A 26,957-nucleotide genomic window follows, 5' to 3' on the forward strand; every position below is an offset into this window, starting at 1 on the left:
TGGTTCACGCAGATGGGCGGCAGACACCTCGGTGTCTGCCGCCCATCATGTGCGTCCTAACGGTTCGCTCAGGTCATGAGTCGGGTCAGGATTCCAGGGCCCGCCGGCGTCGGTAGGCCTGGATCATCATGACCGGGGCCGTGATCCCCAGCACCGCCCCACCGGCGATGAGGAAGGTGTCGGCCGCGCTCCCTCCGGTGAAGGGGATGGCGGGCACCGCCGACTTGCGGTTGGAGATCTTGCCCAGCGCCACGACCTGCCCCTGGGAGGAGATGGTGATGGTGCGGGGGGTAGCGTCCAGGATGTAGCCGGTCGGTGGCTTGGTCTCAATGAGCCCGTAGGAGCCGTAGCCCAGCTCCGCCAGCTTGAAGGCGCCGGGGTTCCCATCGGTGTCCAGGCTGCCCTGGGCGCAGGTGCCCACGCAGTCGGTGATGGTGCGGGCCTGGTCCGGCTGGGGCCGACCGTTGGAGTCGAGGGGAACCAGCGACCACTGGGCACCCTTGATGGGGTTGCCCCGCTCATCGGTCTTGGTCCAGGTGGCCGACCCCTTGATCCGGCTGTTGGTGACCTGACCCAGGTCGAGGGTGGGGGTGTCGTCGTCGGTGCCCGCGGCCGGCGCCGATCCGTCCAGGGTCTTGGTCAGGCTGGTGGAGGACAGGTGGTAGCCGGCCGGCGCCTGGGTCTCGGTGATGGAGTACTCGCCCCAGGTGAGCCCGGAGACCTTGAAGAACCCAGCTCGAGGGTCTTGGTCCACCGAGCCGTTGGGGCACGTGGCCTTCCCACCGGTGGTGACGCAGTCGGTCACCTCCTTCTGACCGCCGTTGAGCGCCGGGGAGGCCAGCGTGAACACGGTCCCCGCCAGCGGGTTGCCGGCGTCGTCGACCTTGCTCCAGACGACCTGACCGGGCTGAGCCGTGTTGACCATCGTGCACTGCATCCACTCACCGGTGGCCAGATCCAGGGTCTTGGAGGCGGAGTTGACCGTTGACGACGGAGTCCTGATATCCGAGTTCGGGTGTGGCACGCAGGAGACCGTGGCCTTGTACCCGGCCGCCTTGGGCGACGACGAGGATTCCGACAGCACCGTCTGGCCCTGGGGCAGGTAAGCGGAGTCGAAGCCGCCGGCGCCTGAGGCGGTCTTACCGCGCTTGGGAGTTGCCGTGAGCGTCCAGTCCTTGGCGGACAGGCCCAGAGAGCCGGCCGCGGTGTTGTCCACCTGCTTGGCCAGGGACAGGTTGGGCAGCTGGACCTGCACCTGGTGGTCCTCGACCTCACCGTTGACCGCGATGCCAGTGGGCTGAGGATCCTCGGCTTCCCGTCCGTTGGGCGGGGCGCCGGTGATGCGCAGACGCATGAAGGTGGCCGCACCGTTGCCATTGATGGTGCTCCGCTTGGCGTCCTGGGGGACGGTCCAGGTCACAGTGGCCTTACCGGCGCTGGAGCAGGAGGTCACCGCGGAGCGCTCACCGGCGGAGAACACGCCGTCCCGGTTCCAGTCCACCCAGCCGGCAATCTTGGTGTTGCTGCCCGAGCAGGTGATCTCCTGGCTCCACTTCTGGCCGATATCGGTCCAGATGACGCGGTCCCAGCCGGCGGGCAGGGCGTCCTCGTCATCAATATCCGTGGTGTTGTCCCTCGAGGCGTCAGCGGTGTGGGTGATGGTGTCATCGTGGTCCGTCAGGGCACCCAGACGCACGACGGCGGAGTTCGTGGTGGCCACGTTCCCCTGGTCCGTTGCCGCACTCAGGTTGTACCAGTCTCCGGCGTCGCCCTCATACGGTGCCTTACCGCGGGCGATGTTGCGCTCTCCGCTGTCAGACAGCTCCCCGCCGCTCCAGGCCGGCTGGAACGCACTGCCGGCGACGCCGTAGCTCTCAGGCGCGTCGCCGTAGTCCATGTAGGAGACGACACCGAAGGCGACGGCGCCTCGACCGCCTCCGTGGATCTCGACGTAGCCGGTGCGCATGTTGCTCAGCAGCATGACCGAGGAGGGGCCGTAGCCGTTGCGAACCTTGGCGCTGCACTCGGCGTCGTCCGGGCGCATCTTGATGCCGGGCCGGTTACCAACAGGGGTGGACACGGAGACCTTGCCCACGACGGAGTTCGTGATGCATCCCGGTGTCCGGACGCTCTCCAACAGGCGGTAGGTGACGTTCTGGGAGGCGACGTAGGGGATCGGGGAAACGGAGATGTACTCCTTCTGGCCGTTGGGGATGTGCCAGCTCGAGGCCTCAGCATCGGCGAAGACGATACCCTCCATCGGAACCTCCACCTTGTTGGGGAAGTGCTCCAGCTGGCTCTTCGCGGGCTGGGAGGCGGAGGTCACCAGGTAGGCGCTGCACTCGATCTGGAACTGCTGTGTGGAGGAGTCCCTCAGGTTGGCAATGCCCAGAGGCAGGTTCGATGAGGTCGCATAGGGCTTCTTGGCGACCCCGGCGGTGTAGTTGGTGCCGTCGTTGTACAGGTGAGACAGGCCGTCGCCCATCCAGTTACCCGGATAGTATCCGACACTTAAGCCCCGGTCCGTGGGTAGCCCCGTCTCGTTCTTTCCCACGGCCGTGGTACGCACATTGGACAGGGTGCATCGACTGGTTCGCCACTTATCTCCGGAGATCCGTGAGGGAGTCGACCAGACCACGCCGGTGCTTCCGTCGGGAAGGATTCTCGTGCCTTTTCCGGGCAAGGTATTGGTCATCTCGGTCCAGTCGATCCAGTCGATCACCTGGGTGTATTTTCCCAATCCTCCGGCAGGATTACCATAAATTGCCTCGGCCGGAGGGAGTGGAAGCGTCGCCGTGCCCAGTGCGCCGGCAATCAGGGCAAACGTCGAGATGGCGGCGCCGCTCCTCAGTCTCCGACGAGACTGGCGTGAGGGTTGACGTGACGACGTCAGTTCCCGCCGGTGCGAGCGGACAAAGAATCGGCGAAGCATGAAGCGCTACCTCAGTTTTAGGGGCATGGGCCTTGACACGGTAGCATTAGGAATTCCACAGAGAAACACAGTGAGTTTCCTGCAACTCAACAGCAATCAACGTCACGGTTTAGTCTCGCCAATGAATTGCGTCATCGGTCGGAAAGTGACGCATTAGTATTCTTCCGGCTCGATCGTGCGTGTGCGTTTGTCGTGTGAGAGGTGGTGTTCCGTCCTGTTCCTACCGACGTGATGCCGCAGGGAATCGTTGAGGTGCTGGGGCGAAGGGCTGCGCCGTCGGACGGGACTGCTTAGGATAGGTAGGGCTCAGTCACCGCCCGGTTGCAGAAGGATGAGGTCATGTCACAACCATGGGAGATCTACGACGCGCTTCTTGACGGACTGCCCGACGACGTCGTCGTGCGCACAGCGGGACAGGGGCCCCGCTGGAGCCGCGTCCTCAACTCCGCCGGCGGCGTCGGCACGGCCTGGACCATGGATGTGCGCAGCCGCCCGGCCCTCAACGACGGGCCGCTCGAGGGACGGCCACTGCGCGACGTCGGCGCCCTGGCGAAGTCCTGGAACCTGGCTGAGGCCAGCATCGGCCAGGCCGCCATCAACTCCTGGTACTCGCGCGAGCAGACGGCTGCGGACAACGGTTTCGAACCCACCGGGGAGGGACTGACCTGGCGCCAGGTCTTCGACCCCTACCGGGAGATGATCGTCGGCAAGAGGGTCGCGGTCATCGGGCACTTCCCCTTCGCCGAGGCCGCACTGGCCGGCGCCGGCGAGTACATCTGCCTCGAGCGCAACCTTCAGCCCGGCGACTGGCCGGACAGCGCCTGCGAGTACGTCCTGCCCGAGTGCGACCTCGTCTTCATCTCCTCATCGAGCTTCGTCAACAAGACCGCGCCGCGTCTCATCGAGCTCTCCCGCCAGGCGCACACCGTCCTGGTGGGGCCATCGACGCCACTCAACCCGGTGCTCCTCGACTACGGCGTGGACACCATCACCGGTTTCATCGCGGCGAGTTCACTGAGCGACCCCGCCTCTCTGGCCGAGATGGTCCCGGCCGGCGACATCGGCCCCGGATTCCGCGTCCACCGTCACCGGGCCTGATCGGCTGGCCCTCGCCACGGCGGCCGGCAGGCGTCGGTCGCTGCGGCAGTGCCATGGAAAGTGCCATGGAAACTGCCATGGGATGAGAACTGGAACAACGACGGCGCCGCGCTGGGTCATGTCCAGAGCGGCGCCGTCGTGAATTCTGAGGGGGCGGTCAGGCCTGAGCGTCCTCGGGGCTGATGCCGTAGCCGGCCTCATCCTCGGTGGAGTCGGCCCAGTACTCCTCGGCCCACGGGTCCTCAACGGGCTGGCTACGACGCCACACGACATAGGCGCCGGCAGCGGCCGCGCCGGCGACGGCGAGCCAACCCAGGGTCTTGAGCACGCGGTGCTTCTTCTGCTTCTTCACGGGAACCTCCAATGCGGCGGACTTTGCGGCAACAGCCACGCGCTGGGCGCGCTCTGTCAGGGTACCGTCCGTACCTGCAGCAGCCTGGGCAGCCACGGCGGCGCGCTGCGCACGAGGGATGTAGTCCTCGACAACCCGGTAGCGGGCCTCGTGGACCACCGGCTCCAGACGCTCCTGTGCGTCCTTGGCGGCGCGGGCCACGCCCCCGGCGGCCTTGCTGACGTGCGGAGCAGCCCACAGGGCAGCCTTCTCAGCCTGGCCGACGACGGATCCGGCAAGGGTTGCTGCCTCCTTGCGCAGATGAGTGGTGTCGAGCTTCTTGTCGCAGCATGTCTTCGTCAGGCAGGACATGGTTGCCTCCCAGGTTGGAAACGGATACAGACGGTCGTTGTGCAACGTGAACCAATGGTCGCACCCCGGCGCGGCCTGGCCCACACGATGTCCAGCCGTTTTGCCTGGGGTGAACAGCACCGCACACCACTGAGGGGTTCATGCCGATGGGCCCGCGACCGTGCCACCATGTCACTCATGGAAGCGACTCTTCACACCAACCTCGGCGATATCCGCCTGGAGCTCTACCCCGAGCAGGCTCCTGAGACCGTCTCCAACTTCGTGGGGCTGGCCACCGGCCAGAAGGCGTGGACGGATCCACGCACCGGCGCGGAGTCCCACGCTCCGCTTTACGACAACGTCATCTTCCACCGCGTCATCCCCGGTTTCATGATCCAGGGCGGTGACCCGCTGGGTGACGGTACCGGAGGACCCGGCTACGTCTTCGACGATGAGATCGACGCCTCCCTGACCTTCGCCGCCCCCTACGTCCTGGCTATGGCCAACGCCGGCCGCCGCCTGGGCAAGGGCACCAACGGCTCGCAGTTCTTCATCACCACCGCCCCCACCGAGTGGCTCCAGGGCAAGCACACGATCTTCGGTGCCGTCACCGACGAGGCCTCCCGTGCCGTCGTCGACGCGATCTCGGCTGTGGAGACCGACCCGCGTGACCGCCCGGTGCAGGACGTCATCATCACCTCGGTGGACATCACCGAGTAGTTTCCACGAGGACAAGGGGTGGCCTCTCAGCAACGAGGGGTCGCCCACCGCACCGCTACCGAAGCACCGGAATCAGGTGTGATTCGCCTCTGTGACGCCGCTGGGACCCGCGTCCCGGCGGCGTCGTCGTATCCGGTTCACCCGTCCCAACCCGCTCAAGCCCCGATCATCCGCACAGGAGCATCCGATGACCTCGACGAACTCGTTTCCGCAGCAGGCACCGCCGGTGTGCCCGCGGCACCCGGGCACGGTGGCCTACGTGCGCTGCCAGCGCTGCGACCGCCCCACCTGTCCCGCCTGCCAGGTGCCCAGCTCGGTGGGGGTCCACTGTGTGGACTGTGCTCGTCAGTCTCAGGCCGGCCGACGTCAGGCGCGCACGCTGCTGGGCGGGAACGTCACCTCCGGGGCCCTGGTCACCAAGATCCTCGTCGGCCTGTGCGTCGTCGTCTACGCGCTTCAAGTCCTCATCCCCGAGGTGACGATGCAGTCGCTGGAGCTCCGCCTGGGCTTCGTGCCGGCACTGGCCGCCTCCGAGCCCTGGCGGTTCTTGACCACCGCCTTCCTGCATGCGAACTACATGCACCTCGGCTTCAACATGTGGGCTCTGTGGGTACTGGGCGGTGCTCTTGAACCAGTGCTCGGGCGGTGGCGCTTCACCTGCGTCTACCTGCTCAGCGCCCTGGGCGGCTCGACGATGATCTACTGGCTCTCCTGGCCGGACACGGAGTCCTGGCTCACGCTGACGGTGGGCGCCTCGGGAGCGGTCTTCGGCCTGTTCTCGGCCATGTTCATCGTGCAACGGCGCTTCGGGCGAGACACCTCGGGGATCGTGGCGCTGGTGGCGATCAATGCCGTCATCTCCTTCCTGGGGGCCAACATCTCCTGGCAGGGGCACCTCGGTGGGCTTGTCGTCGGAGGGATCGTCTCGGCGATCTACGCCTGGGCGCCGCGGGGGAAGCGGCAGGCGGTGGGGATTGCCGGAACCGTTGCGGTCGCGGTGGCCCTGGTAGGGCTCGATCTGCTTCGGGCCCTCCTCTCCTGAGACGCACCGGCCCTGTGTTGTCTCATGACTTCTGAGAGTTTCGGATGTCATGACATCTCAAGACACCGCTTGGGTGGGTCTGCCGGTTGGGAGAGCTGCTGCATCGGCCTGCCGGAGGGGGCTGCCCCGGTCACTGTGGTGGCTGCCGTCGTCGTCTGGAGTCACTGCACGAGGGGTGGGGTGCTACTGGAGGAGGGTCGGGTGCACTTTGGGTGGGTGGGGCCTTCGTGCAGTAGGCACAACCCTTGGTCAGTGGATCCCGACCCTCGTGGAGCAGGTCGACTCGGGCAGACTCGGGGCGGAGCCGGCGTCGAACCATGACCACCGGGACCCTGTGTAGACAGCGGGCAGGGAGCGGTGGGGGTGGACCTATGACGGAGGCGTCGGGCTGTGCCGTAGGAACCCCTGACTCACTCCTGCGCGGCCCGGTGTCCACAGCGCTGACATTACCGAGCCTGCCGGCGAATCACCCAGCGGAGATCGTTGGAATTCTGCGGTTTTTCCTCGGCGAGCAGTCCCGATTAGGGGTTAATGTCAGCGCTGTGGACACCGACGCCCCACCAGACCTCTTCCCTTCGTCCTGTCCTCGCTTCCAGGGCCACCGGCCTGCCCAAGGTTCCTGCCCGAGCGGGTGTCTCAGAAGTGAGGAGACGGCACATGAGACGCACCGGCCCTGAGAAGCACCGCGCAGCCCGGCGGCCATGAATGACAAGCCTGAAAGAACAGCGCTGTGGTTCATCCACATCTGTGGACACAGGTGTGGAAACACAAGCGTGTAGTTATCCACAGGCCTGTCCACATATGGGGAAAGTCGACGTGGGTTGTGGGGAGTCAGTTGTCCACGGATCCACAGATGGCCTGGGGAGGAAGAAGGAGCGGGCCAAGGCCATGTGTGCCGGGCTCCGGGGATCCAGCCCGGGCCCCTTCGTGGGGCGGCCCTCGGTGATGCGATCAACAAGCAGTCCTGTCGGCTCGCTCAACCCGCTGTGGCAATCCGCTGTGCCGGGCGCCTGGAAAGTAGGACCGCACCGCTGACGACAAGGCCCCCGAGCCGATGCTCGGGGGCCTGTGCGGATGCCTGATCGTGTGAGTGTCTGAAACCTGCTACTTCCAGCGAAGCAGACCGAGGAAGCCCGACATCATGATGAGGAAGCCGATGTAGAGGTTGCCGTTGTACAGCCAGTCTCCGGCGTGGTGCTCGGCGAAGTAGGGCAGCGGGTACCTGCCCTGGAAGAGGTAGGTGGCGACAACCCACAGCAGCCCGATGACCAGGAGCGTCACCATGGTGGGGGCGTACCAGCGCGGAGAGGCGGTGTCCTTGATCTTCTTGGGCGTGCGCGAGACCCGGTTCGCCGCGGCGCGCGACTCCTCCTCGAGAGCCTTGGCCGCCTTGGCCGGGTTGCCGGAGCGCTCAGGGTGCTTCTTCTTCGACGACGAGCTCTTCTTCGAGCCCTTGGTCGCCTTGTCCTTCGTCTCCGTCTTCTCAGAGGGGGCAGAGCCCTTCTTCGAGCCCGTGCCCTTCTCAGCGCTCTTCGCGCTGTTCTTCTCTGAGCTCTTCTTCGAGACCTTCTCCGAGCTCTTGTCGGCGTCGTCCGCTGTGGACTTCTTCTCCAAGGCCACCCTGGGTCTCCTCACTGTCTGGGGACGGTGGCATGAGACCACCGCAATACATCCGGGCCTAGCCTAGGACATGCTGCGAAGCTTCCTCGCGGCGCATCCTGTGATGAGTCCACCACTCCTGGCTGGTCATGTGGGGGGTGTACCCCCTTAGACTGGCCGCTAGCCTGATGATGTCCCAGTTCTGAGGAGGGGCGATGACTAGAGGAGGTCTTGTGCGACACCGTGCACCCGGCCAGAGTCGTGCTGTCCGAATCTTCAACGGCACCTTGACCGGAATCGGTGAGTTGCTCATCACCGCCGGTCTGGTCGTCGCCCTCTTCCTGTGCTGGCAGCTGTGGTGGACCGGCATTGACGCCAACGCCAGTGCGAAGGCGGTGGCCACACAGTTCCACGAGAAGCAGGTCGAGTCCCCCAAGCGGGCAGGGGAGAAGCACTACGATGCTCCTCCCGTCATGGAGCAGGTCGGCTACGGCGAGACCATCGGGATGCTTGTCGTCCCCAAGTGGTACGGCGTCACCAACAACAACATGCCCATCATGGAGGGCACCGGATCCGATGTCCTGGACCAGGCGGCGGCGGGCCACTACACCAACACCCAGCAGCTCGGAGAGCTCGGGAACTTCGCGATCGCCGGGCACCGCCGTACCTACGGCAACTCCTTCCGCCGCATTGACCTGCTCCAGGAGGGCGACGAGATCATCGTCTCCACCGCCAAGACCTGGTACGTGTTCAAGGTGACCGGCCACGAGCTCGTCAAGCCCGAGCAGGTCGAGGTCATCGCCCCGGTCCCCAACCAGCCGGACGCCCAGCCCACGGACCGGTACATCACACTGACCACCTGCCACGGATCGACCGCCGGTGAGTTCGGTAATGACCTACGCTGGATCGTCCACGCGAAGTTCGCCTACTGGATGGATCGCTCCGAGGGCCGTCCGGAGTCCGTGCTCAACGACCCGGGGGTCAACTGATGTACGGCTTCATCTGGCGGCACCTGCCGGGTCCTGCGTGGCTCAAGGCCATTGAGTCGCTCATCCTCATCGTCGGAGTCGTCTACGTGCTCATGCAGTACGTCTTCCCCTGGGCCAACGCCACCTGGCACCTGTCCGGCAACGCCGACGTCGGCTGACCGGCGGCCCAGTGTCCACAGTGCTGACATTGACGAGTCCGACGGCGGAGGCCTCCTCGAGGATCGTTGTAATACCGCGATTTCTTCTTGGCGCGCGGTGCCGGTGCGGGGTTGATGTCAGCACCATGGACACCGGCGCCCCGCCAAGCCTCTTCCATCGGAACGAAGAGGCAGTGTGAGGAACGGAGCGCGTGTGGGGAACAGGAATCCTGTTCCCCACACGCGCTCCGTCGTCAGCGACAGGGCCGGTGCGCGACCGGGCCCGCAGGAGGTTGGTGCAGGCCCGGCGCGACGTCCGCTCAGGCCAGCGAGGGCTGGAGGCCGAGTGTGCCCACGAGGTGCTCGCGGTAGGCCGGAGAGCTGACCTTGTCCAGCCAGGCACGGGCCTCGGCCAGGCGGCCCTCGATGCTCAGGCGCTCGACGACCTCCTCGTTGTTCTCCGCGGTGTAGAAGCGGGTGAGGTCCTCGATGGCCTGGTGAGCCAGGCGGGTGTCGCGGGCGACCTTGGCGTCCAGGCGCTCCGCGTACCACGACGAGCTCAGGATGTTCTCCCGCTCGAACAGGGCGCGGAACTCCGGGCTCGTCAGGTCCCAGCCCTCGCGGGAGGTGCCGTCGATCATGATCTCCAGCAGGGCCCGCAGCGGCGGCACGGCCCACTCGATGGAGCCGTCAGCCCGGTAGTGCTCGGCCACCACCTTGTGGGTGGTGACGATGATGTCCACTGAGTCGGCGAAGACCGCCTCATCCTGCAGCTCGGGACGCAGCATCTCCTCGGTGAAGACGACGTCGGGGTGCAGGAAGATCCGGCCGAAGAAGGTCGAGGTGAAGGCCTGGTTCATGCGGTAGCCCAGGCGCGAGGCCTGGACGGTGCGACCCTCGTACTCGAAGTCCTCGATGCGCTCGAGGTAGCCGCCCTCGACGAGGTGGCGGGCGTCGCGCTCCTCAGCACTCATGCGGGAGAAGATCTCCGGGATGAGCAGCGAGATGTCGTGGGCCACCTGTACCTTCGGGCCGATGTAGCCGGCCGAGGACAGCCAGCCGTCATAGCCGCTGAGGGCGTAGGACAGCAGGGCCGCGTTGAGGTCGTAGATGGCCGGCAGCGCGTTGAACGGAGCCTTGGTGAGGGCTCCCTCACTACCGGCGCCCGTCGTCGAGGGGGACTTGCCGGTCATGGAGGAGATGAACTCCATGAACAGCTCGGGCAGCTCCATGTAGTGCAGCGGGTTGTAGGCGCACAGGGGCGGAACCCCGTCCTCGGGCGGGTTGTTACGGCGCCCGGCGGCGACGACGTCGACGCTGTGGCGCAGCGCCTCGTCCAGGGGAACGTCCCGGAAGAGGTGGTTGGTCAGGTCCGCCAGCGCCACGTCCTTCGGGTTGGCGATGTCGGGACGCACCTGGAGGTAGCGGGGGTTCTTGGTGGGGGCGCCGTTGACCAGGCGCGGGTCGGCCGTGGAGACCCAGTAGGTCTGCTCGGCGGGGTCCTCGGCCTCGGGCAGGGCGGCGGCGCGGGCCACCAGATCCTGCATGGGCTGGGTGAAGCGGGACAGACCGGGGGCGTCGGCGGCCATCGCCCGGGCGTCGGCGGGCGTCAGCGGCTGGAAGTTGGAGATGAACAGGTCCGCCTGCGGATCGGACATGTCCGACTCGGTCTGCTTGTCATAGCCGCGCACGATCGCGTCATCGGGCCGCTGGAAGAGCAGGGACTCGCAGTTGGTGACGAACTTGCGCGACAGCTGCGAGTCCGGGGTGGAGACCAGGCCGCCGGGGGCCACGATCGAGGCGGTGATGTCGTCCTCGGTCTGGACCTTGGCCGCAGGCGAGAAGTCCGGGCGCAGGGACAGCAGGCGCCAGGCGCCGTCGTCCTCGAAGCCCACGCGCAGCATGTTGACCTTGATGACCTCACCGTCCAGGCGCAGGGAGTTGCCCTTGCGGCCGTTGATGATGCCCACGGAGAAGTGGCTGCGCCAGTCCTGGCCCCAGCTGGGCTGGTAGAAGCGCTTGACGGTGAAGACGAGCTCCTTGATGTGGGCCGGGATCGACTCCAGGAAGGCGTTGTACTCCTCGGTGTACATCGACGACGGCGTCAGCAGCTTGATGACGCTTCCCAGCGAGCGGCGCTCGGAGAGGATCGAGCGGTGGTTGTTGCTCTTGTTGGCCGGGTCCACGAAGCGGTCGGCGTAGTTGCCGTCGAGGATCGCCTGGACGGCGTCGAAGTCCTCGTCGACGTCGCCGACGTAGGCCTCACCGAAGACGAAGGCGTCCAGGAGGGACTTGGAGATCTCCGACTTGCCGCCGCCGGAGACGGTGGCCGGCTTGTGGGCCTGCGTGGACCAGGGGGCAGTGCCCACCAGGTGCCACTGGGTGGCGTCGCCCTCGCGGTGCTTGGCGTGGACCCGGTAGCCGTTGGGGGCTACGTAGGTGTTGCCCACGAGCAGCGGGATCGAGGCCTCCTGGCCGTCGGGGCCGGTCCAGGTGATCGTCTGGCTGCGCATCGAGTAGTGGGCGCCGGCGGGCACCAGCACCACGGTCGGGTCGTCCACGACGACGGCGGACCCGTCCTGGCGCGCCTCGAAGCGGCCGGGGTTGCGCTCGATGACGTGCTCGAGGGTCAGGCCCTCGGGGGTGTGGATGTCGGTGTACTCCTGGCCCAGGTTGTAGCGCGGGTAGGCGACGGCGCCGCCGGCGTGCTCCTCCTCCACGCAGCCGAAGAGGTTGGCCGAGTACCCGATCTGGGTCTTGACCTCCTTCTTGCAGTAGCCGAAGTAGTTGTCCGCGATGACGGTGACGATGACGCCGCGCTCGTCGCGGGCCACGCACTTGAAGGCCTTGCCGCCGTTGTAGAGCTCGGCCTCGTCCTTCCAGCACTGGCCGTCGCGGCGCTGACGCTCGGTGGCCTCCTCCCAGGAGGGCAGGCCCAGCTCCTTCTTGGTCAGGGTGGTCAGGTGCGGGGCGAGGATGACGCAGCCGGTGTGGCCGGTCCAGGACTCCGGGGCCAGGGAGGAGTCGTTCTCCGGCAGGTAGGGGTCGCCGCCGTTGCCGAAGATGCCCTCGACGAAGTCCAGGTTGGAGACCAGGCCACCGGGGGCGATGAAACGGATCTCCATGGAGCGCTCGGCGGAGAAGCCGGGGACCCCGGGCACGACGACGGGGCGCAGCAGCAGGGACACGAAGCAGCGGGCCGGGTCCTCCTGCCGGGAGGCCCACGGCAGGGTCAGCAGGTCCTCGGGGGCATCGACGGCGTGGGCCAGCAGACGGGCGAAGACATCGCGCGGGACGGCGATCTTGTCATCGGGAATCGGCAGGCCGCCCTCGGCGACGTGGAAGACGCCGGCAGTGGTGCGGCGGTCGTTGCGGGGGTTGTGCAGGACGCCGCCGAGCACTCGGTAGCTCTCGACGTAGTCGGAGGTGAAGCTGGTGGCGTCCTCAGGCAGGGACAGGGCCCGCGCCAGGCCCGGCTGGTCCAGGACGAAGGTGGAGCGGGGCAGCCTCGGGGTGACGGCCGCGCCCTCCAGGTAGGAGTCGAGGAAGGTCTGAATGCGCTGGTCGGCGGCACAGGGGCGGTGAGCCAGCCGGCGGGAGAGCTCGCGCTGGCGAGCCAGAATCGGGGACATGAGACGGTCCGCCTCACTCTGCTTGACCGGTGCCGGAACGGGAAGTCCCAGCAGCTCCAAACGCAGGGCGATGGCGGAAGTGGTGGCCGCGTCTGTAGTTGTCATGGCACGAGCCTAGACGGACCAAACGACACGCTCCTGTTACGTTCTGCCCAGAAGGACCGCTTCTCCAGTGTGTTCGACGTCGCATCCGCCGGTCGGTCGAGGCGAACGGCGACCGACCGGCGCGATGTCAAGCGCTCAGGTCAGGAGCATCTGGGACAGTGCCGTTCCCACGACGCAGGAGGTGAGCACTCCGATGAGCCCGGGCACCAGGAAGGAGTGGTTGATGACGTACTTGCCGATGTGGGTGGTGCCGGTGGGGTCGAAGCCGATCGCCGCCAGGTCCGAGGGGTAGGTGGGCAGGATGAAGTACCCGTAGGAGGCGCCGATGAATCCGACGACGACCACCGGGCTCACCCCGAGTGACAGGGCCATGGGGGCCACGATGAGCAGGCCGGCGGCCTGGGAGTTCACCAGCTTGCCGATGATGAACAGGACGATGGCGTACATCCACACGTGGTGGGACAGGACGCCCGAGAGGCTGTGCTCCAGGCTCTCCAGGTGGGCGTGGACGACCGTCTCGGTCATCCAGGCGACCCCGAAGATGGAGAACATGGCGGTGGCCCCCGCTTTGAACACCGCGGTGGAGGCGATCTTGCCGGCCTGCACCTTGCAGGTCAGCAGGATCAGTGCCCCGGCGGCGAGCATGACCATCTGGATGACCAGGTTCATGCTCAGGCGCTCCATGGCGCCGTTGTCGCCGGTGGGGAACTGGGGACGCAGTACCTCCAGGGCGCCCAGGACGACGACGGCGGCGATGGCGCCCAGGAAGATCCAGGTGGCGCGGTAGGCCTGAGGCGGGAACACCTTGCCGATGAGGGTCTCGGAGCTGGAGTGGACGGTGGCGCGGAACTCCGGGTTCTCCAGACGCTTCTGGTACTCCTCGTCCTCGTCCAGGTCCTTGCCCCGGCGCATCGACCACAGGGCGGCCAGAAGGACCCCGCACAGTGACGCCGGGATGGAGATCGCCAGGATCTGGAGGACTGACCAGTGCCGATCGGTGTTCTTGGCGATGATGGAGGCGATGGAGACCGTGGCCACCGAGACCGGTGAGGCGGTGATGCCCATCTGGGCGGCGACCGACGAAGCGGCCATGGGGCGTTCGGGGCGGATGTTCTTCTTGATGGCGATGTCGGCGATGATGGGCAGCATCGTGTAGACGACATGGCCGGTCCCGCACAGGACGGTGAGGAACCAGGTGACGCAGGGACCCAGGATGGTGATCTGCTCGGGATGCCGACGCAGGATCCGTTCGGCCACCTGCATCATGACGTCCAGGCCGCCGGACTGCTGGAGGGTGGCGGCGCACCCGATGACGGCCAGGATGGTGAGGATGACGTCGACTGGGGCCTCTCCCGGCTCCAGGCGGAAGCCGAAGACGAGGACCAGCAGGCCGATCCCGGCGATGAGACCGAGGGCGATCCCGCCCTTCTTCGCCCCGACGATGAGGCAGGTGAGGATGATGGCGACTTGAAGGATGATGCTGAGGGTCTGAAGGGCTGTGCTGGCGTCCATGGAGGATCTCCCCGGTTGGGCGGAACGGGTGAGGACGAGTGAGGGGCGGCGATCTTCGAGCAGGCGAGGAGCCGAGACGCGAAACTGACCTAGCGGGAGGATTGAGGTCAGTGTCTCACCAGCAGCCGAGGACCATTGTCCTGGTTGATACCGGCCGTTTTCGGTGTGCTTCGTTGCCGGCTGGGCGCGAACTCACATTCTGGCTCCCGGTGCTCCGTCGTCGCCCCTCAAAGCGCACGAGAGTGCTGTTCGGGGCGATTTAGGTGACAACGGGATAACGTGAGTCGGTCACGTCATGGCTGGTTCCCAGGTCTGCATCGCTACCATCACGGCCCGGTGTTCCTTCATACTGGACGCATGTCGGCGCCCGATGCGGCTTGTCCGCAGCGATCACTCCCGATCGCCGTCGGCGGTCCTGCTGGACGTTGACCGGCCTCCGAGTCGGCGCCAGCAGCCAACATCGGTCATGATGAGACCCTATGTCGCAACCGGAGCGTTATCCCCCGCGCCGTCGCGGCACCCAGTCACCTCCATGACATCAACCGAAACGAGGAGCGCGTGGCAGAAGGCACGAGTGGGAGCGGACCCAGCCGCCCCGTCGGCAACAAGCTGACCCAGGTGGCCGGCGCCGGTCGGCATACCCTGGGCAGGGTCTCGGGGGGCGGTAAGAAGCCCGGAAAGGGGCGCAAGCAGTCGAAGGCCGAGCGCTCCAAGGACGCCGCCTCGGGGCGCAAGCGCCGTTTCTTCAACTACCCCCGCGCCGGCAAGGGCAAGATTCACCGCTGGATTCCCAGCTGGCGTTTCGTCCTGGGCGTCTTCCTGCTGGGGGTGCTCAGCACTGTCGGCGCCTTCATGTGGGCCTACAACACCATCAAGGTGCCCAAGCCCAGCGAGTTCGCGCTGGCTCAGAGCAGTACGGTCTACTACGCCGACGGAACCACGGAGATGGGGAAGTTCGCGGAGATCAACCGGCAGTCGGTGGACGCCTCCACCCTGCCGGACTATGTGGGCAACGCGGTGGTGGCCTCCGAGGACCGCTCCTTCTACTCCAACAAGGGCGTCGACCCCAAGGGCATCGCGCGCGCCCTCATCAACAACTTGCGCGGAGGCGACACCCAGGGCGCCTCGACCCTGACGCAGCAGTACGTGAAGAACTACTACGTCGACACCACCAGTTCCTACTCCGGCAAGTTCAAGCAGGCCATCATGGCCATCAAGATCGACCGGGAGAAGCCCAAGAAGGAGATCCTGGGCGACTACCTCAACACGGTCTACTACGGCCGTGGAGCCTATGGCATCGAGGCCGCCTCGCAGGCCTTCTTCGGCCATCCCGCCAAGGACATGAGCCCCTCGGAGGCCGCGCTCCTGGCGGGGATCCTGCCGTCGCCCAGCGCCTGGGACCCGGCCGAGAACCCGGACAAGGCCAAGGAGCGGTGGGGACGAGTTCTGCAGTTCATGCTTGACGACGGCTACATCACCCAGGCCCAGTACAACGAGGCCAAGCAGACGGGTATGCCGCACCTCGAGGAGTCCCAGACCAAGCAGGTCTACGCCGGCACCAACGGCTACCTGTTGCAGATGGTGCGCTCCGAGCTTGAGAACAAGGCCAAGATCTCGCCGGAGCAGATCGACACCGGCGGCTTCAAGATCGTCACGACGATCAACCAGAAGGACCAGGAGGCCGCTGTCAACGCGGTCAGATCCCTGCCTCCTGGCGCTTCGCCGAACCTGCGTAAGGCGCTGGTGTCCATCGACCCCAAGACGGGCGGTCTGCTGGCGCTCTACGGGGGTGATGACTATCTGACCAGTCAGGTCAACACCTCGACCGATGCCATCGCCCAGGCCGGCTCCACCTTCAAGCCCTTCGCGCTGGTGGCCGCCCTGGAGAACGGGTGGTCCTTGAACAGTGGTTATCCGGCCACCTCGCCGATGACCATCGAGGGCCATCAGTTCCAGAACTTCAAGAACGTCTCCCTGAAGTGGGCCAGCCTCACCCAGGCCACGGAGCAGTCGCTCAACACCCCCTACCTCCAGCTCAATCAGGAGCTCATGAATGCCGAGGACCTGGAGGAGGGGATCACGGCCAAGGTGGCGAACCGTGCCGGCTACCCGGAGAACACCCAGGGTCTGAAGACCCCGGAGCAGCGGACTCTTGTCCAGAACGTGCTCGGCTCGGCCTCCCCGCACACGATCGACATCGCGACGGCGTACTCCACCTTCGCCTCGCAGGGCATCCGGCACGACACCCACATCGTGGCCTCCCTCAAGAACCCCGATGGCACGGACCGCTACACGGCGGACACCAAGGGGCATCGCGAGTTCGATGAGGACGTCATGGCGGATACGACCTATGCCCTCCAGCAGGTCGTCTCCGGACCGAACGGCAGTGCGGACAAGGTGGCCGCCCAGATGGATCGCCCGGTAGCCGCGAAGACCGGATCGTCGTCGGACAACAAGTCCGCCCAGTTCGTGGGCTTCACTCCTCAGGTGGTCACCGCGGTGACCCTCTACCAGACGGGAACGGACGGCTCGGAGGAGTCGATCGAGCCCTGGGGCGAGTACGACGAGATCACCGGCTCGACCTACCCGGCGGACATCTTCATCAACTACATGAATGTCGCGCACGAGGGCCTGGAGGTTGAGGACTTCCCGCCGCCGGCCGAGCTGCTGGCCACCCGTGGTGGAACGGTTCCGCAGACCGCCAAGCCCACCGGCGAGCCGGAGGAGGAGGCGACTACGACCCCCACCGCTCCGCCCGAGGCGACTGCGACCCACACCCCGCAGCCGACCACTGAGCCGACGCCGCAGGGCACCCCGCAGCCTGATGGGAAGCAGACCGAGCAACCGGACTCCCAGAAGAAGCCTGGTGAAGACCAGGGCGGTCAAGGTGGCGATCAAGGTGGCGGCAACAATGGTGGCGACCAGGGCGGCGGCAACGGCGGAAATAACGGCGGCGGCAACAATGGTGGCGACCAGGGCGGCGGCGGCAACCGCGGCAACCCCGGCGACCAAGGCGGCGGTAACAATGGTGGCAACGGCGGAAATAACGGCGGCGGTAATAACGGCGGGAACCAGGGCGGCGTCCTCTAGCGCCTCGCTATCCGCCGACTGACCCCGTCCGCCCGCGGATGCCTGACGGTGGGCCGATGACGTGTTGCATGGCACGTCGTCGGCCCACCGTCTCGGCTTTCAGGGCCACCCGGTTGTCCGGTAATGTGGCGAACTGGCTGCGCCGTCGGGCGGATGGACCTCTGTCCACCGGATGGTGCGCCGCACGCATCACCCTCCTGTCACGGAAGGACCGTGACCGCCACAGACCAGAGGAGGTGGGTACCAAGCATGCGTCACTACGAGATCATGATCATCCTCGACCCCGAGACGGACGAGCGCACCGCCAACGCGACGCTCGAGAAGCTGCTGCAGGTCGTTCCCAGCAACGGGGGCACCGTGGACAAGGTCGACATCTGGGGCAAGCGCCGGCTGGCCTACGACATCAAGAAGAAGTCCGAGGGCTTCTACGCCGTCGTGGACATGACCACCACGCCCGAGATCGCCCAGGAGCTCGACCGCCAGCTCGGCCTCAACGAGACCGTTCTGCGCACCAAGCTGCTGCGTCCCGAGGCCTGAGCCTCTACCGGGAACGGAGACAACGCCATGGCCGGAGACACCATCATCACCATCATCGGGAACCTCACCGCGGACCCCGAGATGCGCTTCACGCCCTCCGGGGCAGCGGTGGCCTCCTTCACGGTCGCCTCCACGCCGCGTACCTTCGACCGCCAGGCCGGCGAGTGGAAGGACGGGGAGACCCTGTTCATGCGCTGCTCGATCTGGCGCGACGCCGCGGAGAACGTGGCCGAGTCGCTGACCAAGGGCACGCGCGTCATCGTCCAGGGACGGCTGGTCCAGCGCTCCTACACCACCCGTGAGGGCGAGAACCGCACGGTGGTGGAGATGCAGGTCGATGAGATCGGCCCCTCCCTGCGCTACGCCAAGGCCCAGGTCACCCGCCAGCCGCGCGGCGGCGGCCAGGGTGGCGGCTTCGGCGGCGGTCAGGGCGGCCCTCAGGGCGGAGGCTTCGGCGGCAACCAGGGCGGTCAGGGCGGATACAACCAGGGCGGCCCCCAGCAGGGCGGCTACAACGGCGGTGGCGGCTTCGGCGGCCAGGGCCAGTCCGGGTACAACGCCCCCGCCGGCGGCGCCGCGGACGACCCGTGGGCCACGGGCGGCTCCACCTCCTTCGGTGACGAGCCCCCGTTCTAAAGCCGCGACGTCGTCGTCCCGTTCCCTCTCACACAACACTTTTCATCTCGTAGAGCGCTCAGGCGCTCAGACCAAGGAGTACCACCATGGCGAAGCCCCAACTTCGCAAGCCGAAGAAGAAGGTCAGCCCCGTCAAGGCCATCAAGGTCGGCACCATCGACTACAAGGACACCGCCACGCTGCGGAAGTTCATCTCCGACCGCGGCAAGATCCGCGCCCGTCGCGTCACCGGCGTCTCCGTCCAGGAGCAGCGCAAGATCGCCAAGGCCGTGAAGAACGCCCGCGAGATGGCTCTGCTGCCCTACTCGAGCTCGGCTCGCTGATCGGAGGCACGCGCAATGACCACCAAGCTCATCCTCACGCACGACGTCTCCCACCTCGGCTCCGCCGGCGAGGTCGTGGAGGTCAAGGACGGCTACGCCCGTAACTACCTCCTGCCCCGCAAGCTGGCCACCCCGTGGACCAAGGGCGCCCAGCGCCAGATCGACCAGATGGCCGAGGCGCGCCGCAAGCGCTCCATCGAGTCCCTCGAGCACGCCCAGACCGCTCGCGCCTGGCTGCAGGAGAACGTCGTGACCGTCTCCGCCACCGCCGGTGACAACGGCCGCCTCTTCGGCGCCATCACCACCGCGACCCTGGCCGACGCCGTTAAGGCCGCCGGCGGCCCCGCCGTCGACCGCCGCAAGATCCAGGTCGTGCCGCCGATCAAGTCGACCGGCCGTCACAGCGCCTCCGTGCGCCTGCACGCCGACGTCGTGGCCCCCCTCGAGGTCAACGTCGTCCCCGCGCGCTGAGCGCCGGGCATCCTTCCACCGTCGGGCCGGGTCCTCCCCGTGGGGGCTCCGGCCCGACGGCGTTGTCGTGGGTCGTGCTGGGTCGTACAGTGTCGTGCCGGCGGTCCGGTTCGTAGGGTAGGTTGCGCGTTCGTACCCTCTACCCCTCGAACGCACGACATAAGGTACGAACGCGCGGGGAAGAGGCGGGGCCGCGGTCATCTCCACAGGTCTGCCACGGGGCGTGCGCTGCGGGCGACGGTGGCGGGGAAGAGGGCCAGGATCCGGTCGCGCAGCACGTTGAGGTGCGTGAAGTCGGCCCAGATGAAGCGCTCGATGCGCCAGCCCATGCGAGTCAGGGCGTCCTGGCGCTGCTTCTCCTGCCAGAGGTCCTCGGGGGTCTTGTACTTGATCCGTCCGTCGAACTCCGCCAGCACCCGGTACTCCGGCCAGGCCTCATCGGGGAAGTAGAGGCGGCAGTGGTGGACATCTGTGATCGCCATCTGAATGCGCGGAGCAGGCAGACCCAGGGCGCGCACCAACCAGTGCAGCAGCGACTCGCCCGGTGACTCGGTGAAGGCCGAGGCCATGGCCACGACGGCACGTGCGCGCCGTGCCCCGGCACGTCGGCCCTGCGCCGCGATGGCTGCTTGGAGCTGATGCCGGGCAGCCTCGACCCGGCGGCTCGACTGGGAGTACTGATATCGCGACGGACGGGCGATAGTGCGAAGAGCCGACTCGACCACGCACACCGAGTCGTGGGCGGGAAGGTCGAAGGCGCAGTCGACTGTGGTACGCATCAAGGTACTTACAGGCAGACCCGATACAGTGGTGATGTCCTTCCGCGGCAGGTTCAGGCGTCGTCGGCGCAGGTACGTGAGGCGTCGTGCCCCAGGTGGGAGGGGTAGCTTCTGGTGAGGATGGTGCGGTCGCGATGGGACGACGACGCTGACGTCCGGCTCACGCTCCCGCAGCCACAGACCGTGAACGAGTGCGGCAGACTCGTGGCTCAGACAGCGCGCGGACTCGACCTGCAAACAGGCAGCGGCGCAGCGGGCCAGGCTGAGGCGCTCGTCAGCCTCCCAACGGGGGAGGTCCTGTGCGCCGATGTCCGCGTAGACACCACGAAGGACCCTCACTGGGTTGCGCATGGCGGTCGGTGGGCCGGCGGATGCGACAACGGGCGGCAGCTGAGGCGGTTCGGGATAGGGCTCCATACGGCAAGCGTGATGGGCAGGTGGATGAGGTGGCCACCGCAGCATCGGAGCCCTGTGGATGTGCAGGGAACGGTCAGTACTGTGGCCACGGAGTGACGGCGTCGTGCCGGCTGTTCGGTTCGTAGGGTAGGTCGCGCGTTCGTACCCTCTATCCCTCGAACGCACGACATAAGGTACGAACGCGCGGGGCGAGGGGCCGGAGGGGCCGGGCGGTGCGGGGCCGATCAGTGGCGCCAGGCGGTGCCGCGCGAGCGCAGATAGGTAGTGGTGCCGCGGGCGGCCATGAAGACCCAGGCGAAGGCGATCCACAGCAGCACCAGGCCCGACGTCGCCCCGCCAGCCCCTGGCAGCACGCCGCCTCCGATGAGCAGCGCGAGCGGCACATAGGGCACCAGCGTCACCAGGCCCGCCCGGGCCAGGTAGCGGCCGTCGCCGGCGCCCATGAGCACGCCGTCGAGCAGGAAGACGACCCCGGCGAGTGGCTGCGCGCTCGCCGCGACCAGGAGCGTCGGGGTGGCGGCCGCGATGACGCCCGGGTCGGAGGTGAAGGCGCGGGGTAGCCAGGCGGCGCCCGCCGCCATGAGTACGCCGATAAGGATCCCCGTCCCGGCGCCCCAGGCCAGCATCCGCTTCAGGAGCTCGTCAATGGACCAGCCGGCGGTCGCCGCAGCAGCCCCGGCCTCCTCCTCGGTGAGGGCGTCAGCCTCCGGTGCGGCCGAGTCCGCGTCCGCCCTCTGGGCCTGTCCCAGGGCGGTGCCGATGAGGGCCTGCGCCGCCACGGCCAGCGCATCCAGCGCGAAGGCCGCAAAGGTCCACAGGGCGTTGACGACCTGGTGGGCGGCCAGCGACACCTCCCCGAGCGCGGTTGCCGCCCACACGGTCACCAGGATCGCCGCCCGCAGGCTCAGTGAACGGATGAGCAGGGGCGTCCCACTGCCCAGGGAGGCCCGCAGGCCCTGGCGGTGGGGGAGCAGACCCACGCCGGCCGCCCGGGCCGCCCGGGCGATCGGACCGGCCAGCGCCAGCGCCATGGCCGTCTGCGCGATCGCGGTGCCGGCGCCCGAGCCCGCGATCCCCATTCCGACGCCGTAGAGCAGGATCGCGTTGACGACGACGTTGAAGACCGCCCCGGCCGTGGCCACGACGAAGGGCGTGCGAGTGTCCAGCAGGCCGCGCAGCACGCCGGTGGCGGCCAGGACAACGAACATCCCGGGCAGTCCCGGGCATGAGGCGCGCAGGTAGGCTACGGCCGCCTGAGCCACCGCGCCGTCGGCGCCCATCGCTGCGGTCAGCCAGGGGGCGGTCAGCCCCAGGAAGGCGCCCGCCACCAGCCCCAGCAGGAGCGCTAGCCACATGCCGTCGACGCCGGCCCGCAGGCCCTCGGTGCGCCGGCCGGCCCCGAACAGCCGCGCCGTCGTCGCCGTGGTGGCGTAGGCCAGGAAGACGAACAGGCCCACCGTCGTCGTCAGGATCGTCGAGGCTAGGGATAGGCCCGCCAGGCTCACCGCGCCGAGGTGGCCGACCATGGCCGAGTCCGCCAGGACGAAGAGTGGCTCAGCGATGAGAGCTCCCAGAGCGGGGACGGCCAGGGACAGGACCTGACGGTTGAGGCCGGAGGAGTCGGGGTGACTGGTGTTGGGCACGGCCCCATTGTGGACCAGGGGTCCGCGCCGGAGGATCAGCGCCTCGGCGGTCCCCGGGCGGTACCGCGCAGTGAGGAGCGCGTGGCCGCCACCGCGGAGCGCTCGAGGGTAGGGGCCGGGTGCCGGCTCCGAGCACGGAGGGAGACTGTCCGGGGAGGTCCTCACGGCCAGGTTGAGGATGAGGTTGAGGTGAGGTCGCGGCGGTGGAGCCTGGGCGTGACCGAGGCTACGGATCGCCGGGATTGTCCTGGGGGATCACACAACTATTCGAGCTCCAGGAAAGTACTAGAAGGCTGAATATTTGCTGAGGATATGCCTGATGAAGCCGATGTTCGGCCGAGATGGCGGGGGTTGGGGATAACTGGAACGGACCACCCTGTAGGGGAGTCACAAACGGTGCGGACCTCAAGTCGAAGATGATGTTTGTCCACAGGTTTACCCACTTGTCCACAGATCACATTGTGATGTCGTGGGAAGAACCTATAGGAAGCCTGAACTCTAGGATTCCTGGTATACCAAGGAAAAGTCGCCTTCCTATGGGGGAGTCGCCACCAGTGCGCACATCTGTGTCCACAGCCTGTCCACCTCTGTCCCCAGGCTCTGGGGGTCTTCCCACAGCGGCGGTGCGGATATCCCCAAGACGGGTGAACTTGAGAGTTTGCGGGGCCTGCCCGATGGCGTTATGGTCACGCGCGCGCTCCACGCGGGCGAGCGTCTTCCTGACGCGGCGGGCCGCCGTCGGGAGCAGTAGGACGAGCCGGGACCAACCGGCGTGACAGTGCGGGAGGTGGCCGATGGACAACGGCATGGGCGCTCAGGCCGGATCGGGCGGCGCCGACGACGGAAGCGTCCGCACCGACAGCTCCGCCTTCGACCGCCTCCCGCCCCAGGACCTCGAGGCCGAGATGGCCACGCTCGGCGGCATGCTCCTGAGCAAGGAGGCCATCACCGACGTTATCGACGTCCTGCGTGGCCCGGAGTTCTACCGGTCGGTCCACGAGTCGATCTTCGACGCGATCGTCGAGGTCTACAACCGCTCCGAGCCCGCCGACCCGCTCATCGTCGCCGATGAGCTCTCCAAGCGCGGCGAGCTCGAACGCATCGGCGGCGCCCCCTACCTGGCCACCCTCATGGCCACCGTCCCCACCGCCGCCAACGCCGGCTACTACGCCCGCATCGTCAAGGACAAGGCGCTCATGCGCGGCCTGGTCCAGGCCGGCACCCGCATCACCCAGCTCGGATACTCCACCGACGCCGGCGACATCGCCGAGCTCGTCACGCTGGCCGAGGCCGAGGTCTACTCGGTGGCTCATCACGAGGGGGAGAAGGAGGACTACGTCGCCGTCTCCGAGCTGCTGGGCGAGGCCAACCTGGAGATCGAGGCCGCCCAGAACCGCGACAACGGGGCGCTGACCGGGGTGCCGACCGGCTTCATCGAGCTCGACGAGCTCACCGGCGGGCTCCACCCCGGCCAGATGATTATCGTGGCTGCGCGCCCCGCCATGGGGAAGTCCACACTCGCCGTGGACTTCTGCCGCTCGGCGTCGATCCACCATGGGATCACCAGTTGCTACTTCTCCCTGGAGATGGGGCGCATGGAGCTCATGATGCGCATCCTGGCCGCCGAGTCCAGCGTGGACATGAACAAGCTGCGCGGCTCGCGCCAGATGGAGGACCGCGACTGGACCGACGTCGCCGTGGCCTACAACCCCGTCTCCAACGCGCCGCTGTTCATTGACGACTCACCCAACCTCACGATGCCGGAGATCCGCTCCAAGGCGCTGCGCATGAAGCAGCAGCACAACCTGGGGCTCATGGTCATCGACTACCTCCAGCTCATGAGCTCGGGCAAGCGCGTCGAGTCGCGTCAGCAGGAGGTCTCCGAGTTCTCCCGCTCCCTCAAGCTGCTGGCCAAGGAGCTGGAGATCCCGGTGATCGCCGTCGCCCAGCTCAACCGCGGTCCCGAGCAGCGCACCGGCAACAAGCCCCAGATGAGCGACCTGCGCGAGTCCGGGTCGCTGGAGCAGGACGCGGACATCATCGTGCTGCTGCACCGCCCGGAGTACTACAACAACGAGGATCGCCCTGGCGAGGCCGACATCATCGTGGCCAAGCACCGTAACGGGCAGACCCGCACCATCCCGGTGGCTTTCCAGGGGCACGTGTCGCGCTTCGCCAACATGGCGCGCGACGTCACCCCCGAGCCCGCCTACGAGTAGGCCGGCCCGGCAGGGGACGGGGCCGGGAGGCGGACCGTGCGCAGCCGCAGGACGCCCACGGCCCAGCTCGCCGCCGTCAGCAGGACTGCCATGGCGGCGCCATGCGTCAGCCCGCGGCGGAGGTAGTCGGCCGTGTCGGGCCCCAGGTTCTCCACGACGACGCTGGCCAGCTCCCGGGTCGACCACAGCGGCAGGACGCGGGTCCAGGCCTCGGAAGGATCCACCAGCACCTGCACCGCCATGACTGACAGCAGCAGAAGAGCCCCCTCGAGGTCCCGTGGAACCAGGGCGGCGGCCAGGGAGCCCAGGGGAGTGGCCACGGTGGCGGTCAGCAGCAGCATGACCGGCACCGCGCTCGGGTGGGTGAGCTCGTCGCCGATCGTGGCCAGGACGAGGCCGCTGTAGAGCAGGCCGAGGATCCAGCCGAGTCCGAGCACCGCGAGGTATCGGCCCAGCAGCAGCGTCGCGGGCGGCGCCCCACCCACCACGAGGCGGCGGTCGACTGAACGGGACGAGACCTGCGTGAACAGCGCCAGCGTCGCCGTCGCCCAGCCCAGGCCGATCGACAGGAGCCGGATGGCGGTCCAGTGCGTCTCCAGGCGCACCAGGTAGAAGGTCAGCGGCAGGAGGGTCGCCAGCGCGAGTGCGCCGCGCCGTCGGGCGAGCTCACGCAGGGTGACGAGTGCGACCAGGCCCGTGGTCGCGGCCATCGACCGGAACCGGGCGCCCTCGGCGCATCCCCACTCGGCCTGCAGCGTGGACTGGTCAGGCGAGGTGCTCATGCGGACTCCCTTCGTAGCGTCCGTCGGGGCATTCGGAGGAAAGTCCGGCTTGCGTCCTCCTGCGGGGCCGGCAGCTCGACGACGCGGTCGACCAGGTCGACGTCACGCAGCAGGTGGGTGACCAGCAGGACGCCCGCGCCCGAGGCGCGCCAGGCCGAGATGAGTGCCCACAGGTCTTCGTAGGCCAGGGCATCCAGGCCCTGGTAGGGCTCATCCAGGAGGAGCAGGTCGGGCGCGTTGAGCTGGGCGAGAGCGACGTTGAGCTTCTGCTGAGTCCCGCCCGAGAGTGTTCCGGCGATCTGGTCTCCGCGGGCCGTCCAGCCCAGGCGGGTCAGGAGCCGGTGCCCCGTCGAGACCGAGCGGTGCCGCCGCATACCGCGTGCCGCGCCGAAGAGCCTGAGGTGCTCGTCGACCGTGAGCAGTGGCGCCAAGGAGTCGAGCTGAGGCGCGTAGTCGAAGTTCAGCGCCCTCTCGATACTCCCGCCGCTCGCGCGCAGCAGGCCCGCGCAGAGCTGAAGCAGGGTCGACTTGCCGGCGCCGTTGGCTCCGACGACGGCGACGACCTCGCCCCGGTGGATGGTGAGGTTGATTCCGGACAGGACCGTGCGCCTGCCGCGGTGCGCGGAGACGTCCGTCAGGCGCAGGACCACGGGGGTAGCAGGCGAAGTCTTGGCCGATTCGGTGGAGAGGTCAGTGGTACCGAGGTCGGTAGTGATGTGGAGCGCTGAGCTGAGTGAGGCCGGGTCGGGTGCTGTTGTCTGGTAGTCCCGTAGTGCTGAGGCGACATCGCGGGCGTAGAGGACTGCCGGACCGTACAGGTCGCCGGGCGGTACTCCGGCCGCCTCGGCCTCGGCCCGAGTTGAGGCGGCTGTGCGCTCGACCTCGGAGGCCGGCAGACCGCGGGAGGCGAGCTCCATCTCGAAGCTTCGGTACCACTCGGCCGTCGTGTTCTGTGCTGGGTCCCTGGCTTCCTCGGGCCGGTTCATGAGGGGACCTCCGTGCGCACCCTGCGGCCCTCGATGAGAGCACCGACCGCTGTGGAGAAGGCCCGCCACTCGGCTCGTCGTGAGGCGAGCTCGGTGTGTCCGGCGTCTGTCAGCTCGTAGTACTTGCGGGCGGGCCCGGAGGTGGAGGGGCGCCAGGAGACTGCGACGAGGCCGCGCTTCTCCAGGCGCATGAGAGCCGGGTAGAGCGTGCCGCCGGGTACCTCGTCCAATCCGGCGGCGGCGAGCCGCTGGGCCAGGGACAGCCCGTAGTCGGCGTGCTCGGCCAGCAGCGACAGCAGACAGGGTTCCAGGAATCCGCGCAGGAGGCGCGCCGCTGATGAGTCCATGGTTTATAGACTACCTAGTTACTAGGTTATCTGTCTACTGGACTGGCGTGCCGGTTCCCAGGGGCCGATCTGTCACGGATGGCGACTTTTAGGTGCGTCGGTGCTGCTTCCGCTGGTGGGCCTGGGGCGTCTGCGCAGGTCAGGCCGGTGCGGATGGGTCGGCGGCCGCAGCCGTCCGCCTGAAAAGTCGCCAGGAGTGACAGATCTGGGCGTAGAAGACGCACATCCGCCGCCGACGGGTTGACAACCGTCGGCGGCGGATGGTGAATCGGGAAGATC

Annotated in this window: 21 protein-coding genes; 11 read left to right on the forward strand and 10 right to left on the reverse strand. The window is 67.4% G+C overall.

The window, feature by feature from the left end:
• Window positions 1-85: 85 nt before the first annotated feature.
• The gene (locus tag JJJ14_RS00090; RefSeq protein ID WP_201444333.1) at window positions 86-2,722 is read right to left on the reverse strand and encodes a CshA/CshB family fibrillar adhesin-related protein; all 2,637 of its coding nucleotides are present in this window, start codon (window positions 2,720-2,722) and stop codon (window positions 86-88) included.
• Window positions 2,723-3,271: 549 nt separating this feature from the next.
• Between JJJ14_RS00090 and JJJ14_RS00095 the strand changes: the two genes are divergently transcribed.
• The gene (locus JJJ14_RS00095) at window positions 3,272-4,030 is read left to right on the forward strand and encodes a Rossmann-like domain-containing protein (protein ID WP_070510235.1); all 759 of its coding nucleotides are present in this window, start codon (window positions 3,272-3,274) and stop codon (window positions 4,028-4,030) included.
• Between the two features lie 157 nt (window positions 4,031-4,187).
• On the opposite strand, the gene JJJ14_RS00100 is transcribed toward JJJ14_RS00095, so the two are convergent.
• Window positions 4,188-4,733, reverse strand: a complete 546-nt coding sequence (locus tag JJJ14_RS00100; RefSeq protein WP_070510232.1) for a hypothetical protein — start codon at window positions 4,731-4,733, stop codon at window positions 4,188-4,190.
• A gap of 177 nt (window positions 4,734-4,910) precedes the next feature.
• On the opposite strand from JJJ14_RS00100, the gene JJJ14_RS00105 reads away from it, so the two are divergent.
• On the forward strand, window positions 4,911-5,432 hold the full coding sequence (locus JJJ14_RS00105) for a peptidylprolyl isomerase (protein ID WP_029316092.1): 522 nt from the start codon (window positions 4,911-4,913) through the stop codon (window positions 5,430-5,432).
• Window positions 5,433-5,619: 187 nt separating this feature from the next.
• Window positions 5,620-6,474 (forward strand): rhomboid family intramembrane serine protease, encoded by an 855-nt coding sequence (locus JJJ14_RS00110; protein WP_201444334.1) that lies wholly within the window; start codon window positions 5,620-5,622, stop codon window positions 6,472-6,474.
• Between the two features lie 1,104 nt (window positions 6,475-7,578).
• On the opposite strand, the gene JJJ14_RS00115 is transcribed toward JJJ14_RS00110, so the two are convergent.
• Window positions 7,579-8,094, reverse strand: coding sequence for a cell division protein CrgA (locus tag JJJ14_RS00115; RefSeq protein ID WP_101559274.1), 516 nt, complete (start codon window positions 8,092-8,094; stop codon window positions 7,579-7,581).
• A 194-nt stretch (window positions 8,095-8,288) separates the two neighbouring features.
• On the opposite strand from JJJ14_RS00115, the gene JJJ14_RS00120 reads away from it, so the two are divergent.
• On the forward strand, window positions 8,289-9,062 hold the full coding sequence (locus tag JJJ14_RS00120; RefSeq protein ID WP_201444335.1) for a class E sortase: 774 nt from the start codon (window positions 8,289-8,291) through the stop codon (window positions 9,060-9,062).
• Window positions 9,062-9,220: a hypothetical protein gene (locus tag JJJ14_RS00125; RefSeq protein ID WP_176713575.1), complete on the forward strand. Its 159-nt coding sequence runs from the start codon at window positions 9,062-9,064 to the stop codon at window positions 9,218-9,220. The genes JJJ14_RS00120 and JJJ14_RS00125 overlap by 1 nt, the downstream gene beginning before the upstream one ends.
• A gap of 299 nt (window positions 9,221-9,519) precedes the next feature.
• Here the strand turns inward: JJJ14_RS00125 and JJJ14_RS00130 are convergent, their stop codons facing one another.
• Window positions 9,520-12,936, reverse strand: coding sequence for a hypothetical protein (locus JJJ14_RS00130; protein ID WP_201444336.1), 3,417 nt, complete (start codon window positions 12,934-12,936; stop codon window positions 9,520-9,522).
• 135 nt (window positions 12,937-13,071) lie between these two features.
• Entirely contained in the window at window positions 13,072-14,448 is a 1,377-nt protein-coding gene (locus JJJ14_RS00135) for an anaerobic C4-dicarboxylate transporter (RefSeq protein WP_201444337.1), read from the reverse strand.
• A gap of 558 nt (window positions 14,449-15,006) precedes the next feature.
• On the opposite strand from JJJ14_RS00135, the gene JJJ14_RS00140 reads away from it, so the two are divergent.
• The 5 genes from JJJ14_RS00140 (at window position 15,007) to rplI (ending at window position 19,505) form a co-directional block, all read left to right on the forward strand.
• Window positions 15,007-17,538 (forward strand): transglycosylase domain-containing protein, encoded by a 2,532-nt coding sequence (locus JJJ14_RS00140; RefSeq protein WP_201444338.1) that lies wholly within the window; start codon window positions 15,007-15,009, stop codon window positions 17,536-17,538.
• A gap of 249 nt (window positions 17,539-17,787) precedes the next feature.
• Window positions 17,788-18,075: a 30S ribosomal protein S6 gene (gene rpsF / locus JJJ14_RS00145; protein WP_003788455.1), complete on the forward strand. Its 288-nt coding sequence runs from the start codon at window positions 17,788-17,790 to the stop codon at window positions 18,073-18,075.
• A gap of 27 nt (window positions 18,076-18,102) precedes the next feature.
• Window positions 18,103-18,711 (forward strand): single-stranded DNA-binding protein, encoded by a 609-nt coding sequence (locus JJJ14_RS00150; RefSeq protein WP_075378105.1) that lies wholly within the window; start codon window positions 18,103-18,105, stop codon window positions 18,709-18,711.
• Window positions 18,712-18,797: 86 nt separating this feature from the next.
• Window positions 18,798-19,034 (forward strand): 30S ribosomal protein S18, encoded by a 237-nt coding sequence (gene rpsR, locus JJJ14_RS00155; RefSeq protein WP_003783656.1) that lies wholly within the window; start codon window positions 18,798-18,800, stop codon window positions 19,032-19,034.
• A gap of 15 nt (window positions 19,035-19,049) precedes the next feature.
• Complete coding sequence (gene rplI, locus JJJ14_RS00160) at window positions 19,050-19,505, forward strand: 50S ribosomal protein L9 (protein ID WP_003788450.1); 456 nt, start codon at window positions 19,050-19,052, stop codon at window positions 19,503-19,505.
• A 197-nt stretch (window positions 19,506-19,702) separates the two neighbouring features.
• On the opposite strand, the gene JJJ14_RS12540 is transcribed toward rplI, so the two are convergent.
• Both JJJ14_RS12540 and JJJ14_RS00170 read right to left on the reverse strand, forming a co-directional pair.
• Entirely contained in the window at window positions 19,703-20,284 is a 582-nt protein-coding gene (locus JJJ14_RS12540; protein ID WP_236592850.1) for a hypothetical protein, read from the reverse strand.
• A 641-nt stretch (window positions 20,285-20,925) separates the two neighbouring features.
• On the reverse strand, window positions 20,926-22,344 hold the full coding sequence (locus JJJ14_RS00170; RefSeq protein ID WP_201444339.1) for an MATE family efflux transporter: 1,419 nt from the start codon (window positions 22,342-22,344) through the stop codon (window positions 20,926-20,928).
• 794 nt (window positions 22,345-23,138) lie between these two features.
• Here JJJ14_RS00170 and dnaB point away from each other — a divergent pair.
• Window positions 23,139-24,563, forward strand: coding sequence for a replicative DNA helicase (dnaB, locus tag JJJ14_RS00175; RefSeq protein ID WP_201444340.1), 1,425 nt, complete (start codon window positions 23,139-23,141; stop codon window positions 24,561-24,563).
• Here the strand turns inward: dnaB and JJJ14_RS00180 are convergent.
• Genes JJJ14_RS00180 through JJJ14_RS00190 form a run of 3 tightly spaced genes read right to left on the reverse strand, consistent with a single transcriptional unit; the run spans window position 24,554 to window position 26,678 of the window.
• The gene (locus tag JJJ14_RS00180; RefSeq protein WP_201444341.1) at window positions 24,554-25,345 is read right to left on the reverse strand and encodes an ABC transporter permease; all 792 of its coding nucleotides are present in this window, start codon (window positions 25,343-25,345) and stop codon (window positions 24,554-24,556) included. The genes dnaB and JJJ14_RS00180 overlap by 10 nt on opposite strands.
• A complete protein-coding gene (locus JJJ14_RS00185) occupies window positions 25,342-26,331 on the reverse strand; it encodes an ABC transporter ATP-binding protein (protein ID WP_201444342.1) in 990 nt (329 codons plus the stop codon). Before JJJ14_RS00185 ends, JJJ14_RS00180 begins: the two co-directional genes overlap by 4 nt.
• Complete coding sequence (locus JJJ14_RS00190; protein WP_201444343.1) at window positions 26,328-26,678, reverse strand: PadR family transcriptional regulator; 351 nt, start codon at window positions 26,676-26,678, stop codon at window positions 26,328-26,330. The genes JJJ14_RS00185 and JJJ14_RS00190 overlap by 4 nt, the downstream gene beginning before the upstream one ends.
• Window positions 26,679-26,957: the final 279 nt, after the last annotated feature.

The organism is Actinomyces sp. HMT 175, assembly GCF_016694895.1.
Lineage (GTDB): Bacteria > Actinomycetota > Actinomycetes > Actinomycetales > Actinomycetaceae > Actinomyces > Actinomyces oris.

Bases quoted from the DNA above. Each gene is read 5' to 3' on its own strand.
- JJJ14_RS00185 (WP_201444342.1), bottom strand. From the start codon at position 26,331: ATGAACCGGCCCGAGGAAGCCAGGGACCCAGCACAGAACACGACGGCC.
- JJJ14_RS00130 (WP_201444336.1), bottom strand. From the start codon at position 12,936: ATGACAACTACAGACGCGGCCACCACTTCCGCCATCGCCCTGCGTTTG.
- JJJ14_RS00110 (WP_201444334.1), top strand. From the start codon at position 5,620: ATGACCTCGACGAACTCGTTTCCGCAGCAGGCACCGCCGGTGTGCCCG.
- JJJ14_RS00100 (WP_070510232.1), bottom strand. From the start codon at position 4,733: ATGTCCTGCCTGACGAAGACATGCTGCGACAAGAAGCTCGACACCACT.
- dnaB (WP_201444340.1), top strand. From the start codon at position 23,139: ATGGACAACGGCATGGGCGCTCAGGCCGGATCGGGCGGCGCCGACGAC.
- JJJ14_RS00190 (WP_201444343.1), bottom strand. From the start codon at position 26,678: ATGGACTCATCAGCGGCGCGCCTCCTGCGCGGATTCCTGGAACCCTGT.
- rpsR (WP_003783656.1), top strand. From the start codon at position 18,798: ATGGCGAAGCCCCAACTTCGCAAGCCGAAGAAGAAGGTCAGCCCCGTC.
- JJJ14_RS00150 (WP_075378105.1), top strand. From the start codon at position 18,103: ATGGCCGGAGACACCATCATCACCATCATCGGGAACCTCACCGCGGAC.
- JJJ14_RS00120 (WP_201444335.1), top strand. From the start codon at position 8,289: ATGACTAGAGGAGGTCTTGTGCGACACCGTGCACCCGGCCAGAGTCGT.
- JJJ14_RS00105 (WP_029316092.1), top strand. From the start codon at position 4,911: ATGGAAGCGACTCTTCACACCAACCTCGGCGATATCCGCCTGGAGCTC.
- rpsF (WP_003788455.1), top strand. From the start codon at position 17,788: ATGCGTCACTACGAGATCATGATCATCCTCGACCCCGAGACGGACGAG.
- JJJ14_RS00095 (WP_070510235.1), top strand. From the start codon at position 3,272: ATGTCACAACCATGGGAGATCTACGACGCGCTTCTTGACGGACTGCCC.
- JJJ14_RS00180 (WP_201444341.1), bottom strand. From the start codon at position 25,345: ATGAGCACCTCGCCTGACCAGTCCACGCTGCAGGCCGAGTGGGGATGC.
- JJJ14_RS12540 (WP_236592850.1), bottom strand. From the start codon at position 20,284: ATGCGTACCACAGTCGACTGCGCCTTCGACCTTCCCGCCCACGACTCG.
- JJJ14_RS00135 (WP_201444337.1), bottom strand. From the start codon at position 14,448: ATGGACGCCAGCACAGCCCTTCAGACCCTCAGCATCATCCTTCAAGTC.
- JJJ14_RS00125 (WP_176713575.1), top strand. From the start codon at position 9,062: ATGTACGGCTTCATCTGGCGGCACCTGCCGGGTCCTGCGTGGCTCAAG.
- rplI (WP_003788450.1), top strand. From the start codon at position 19,050: ATGACCACCAAGCTCATCCTCACGCACGACGTCTCCCACCTCGGCTCC.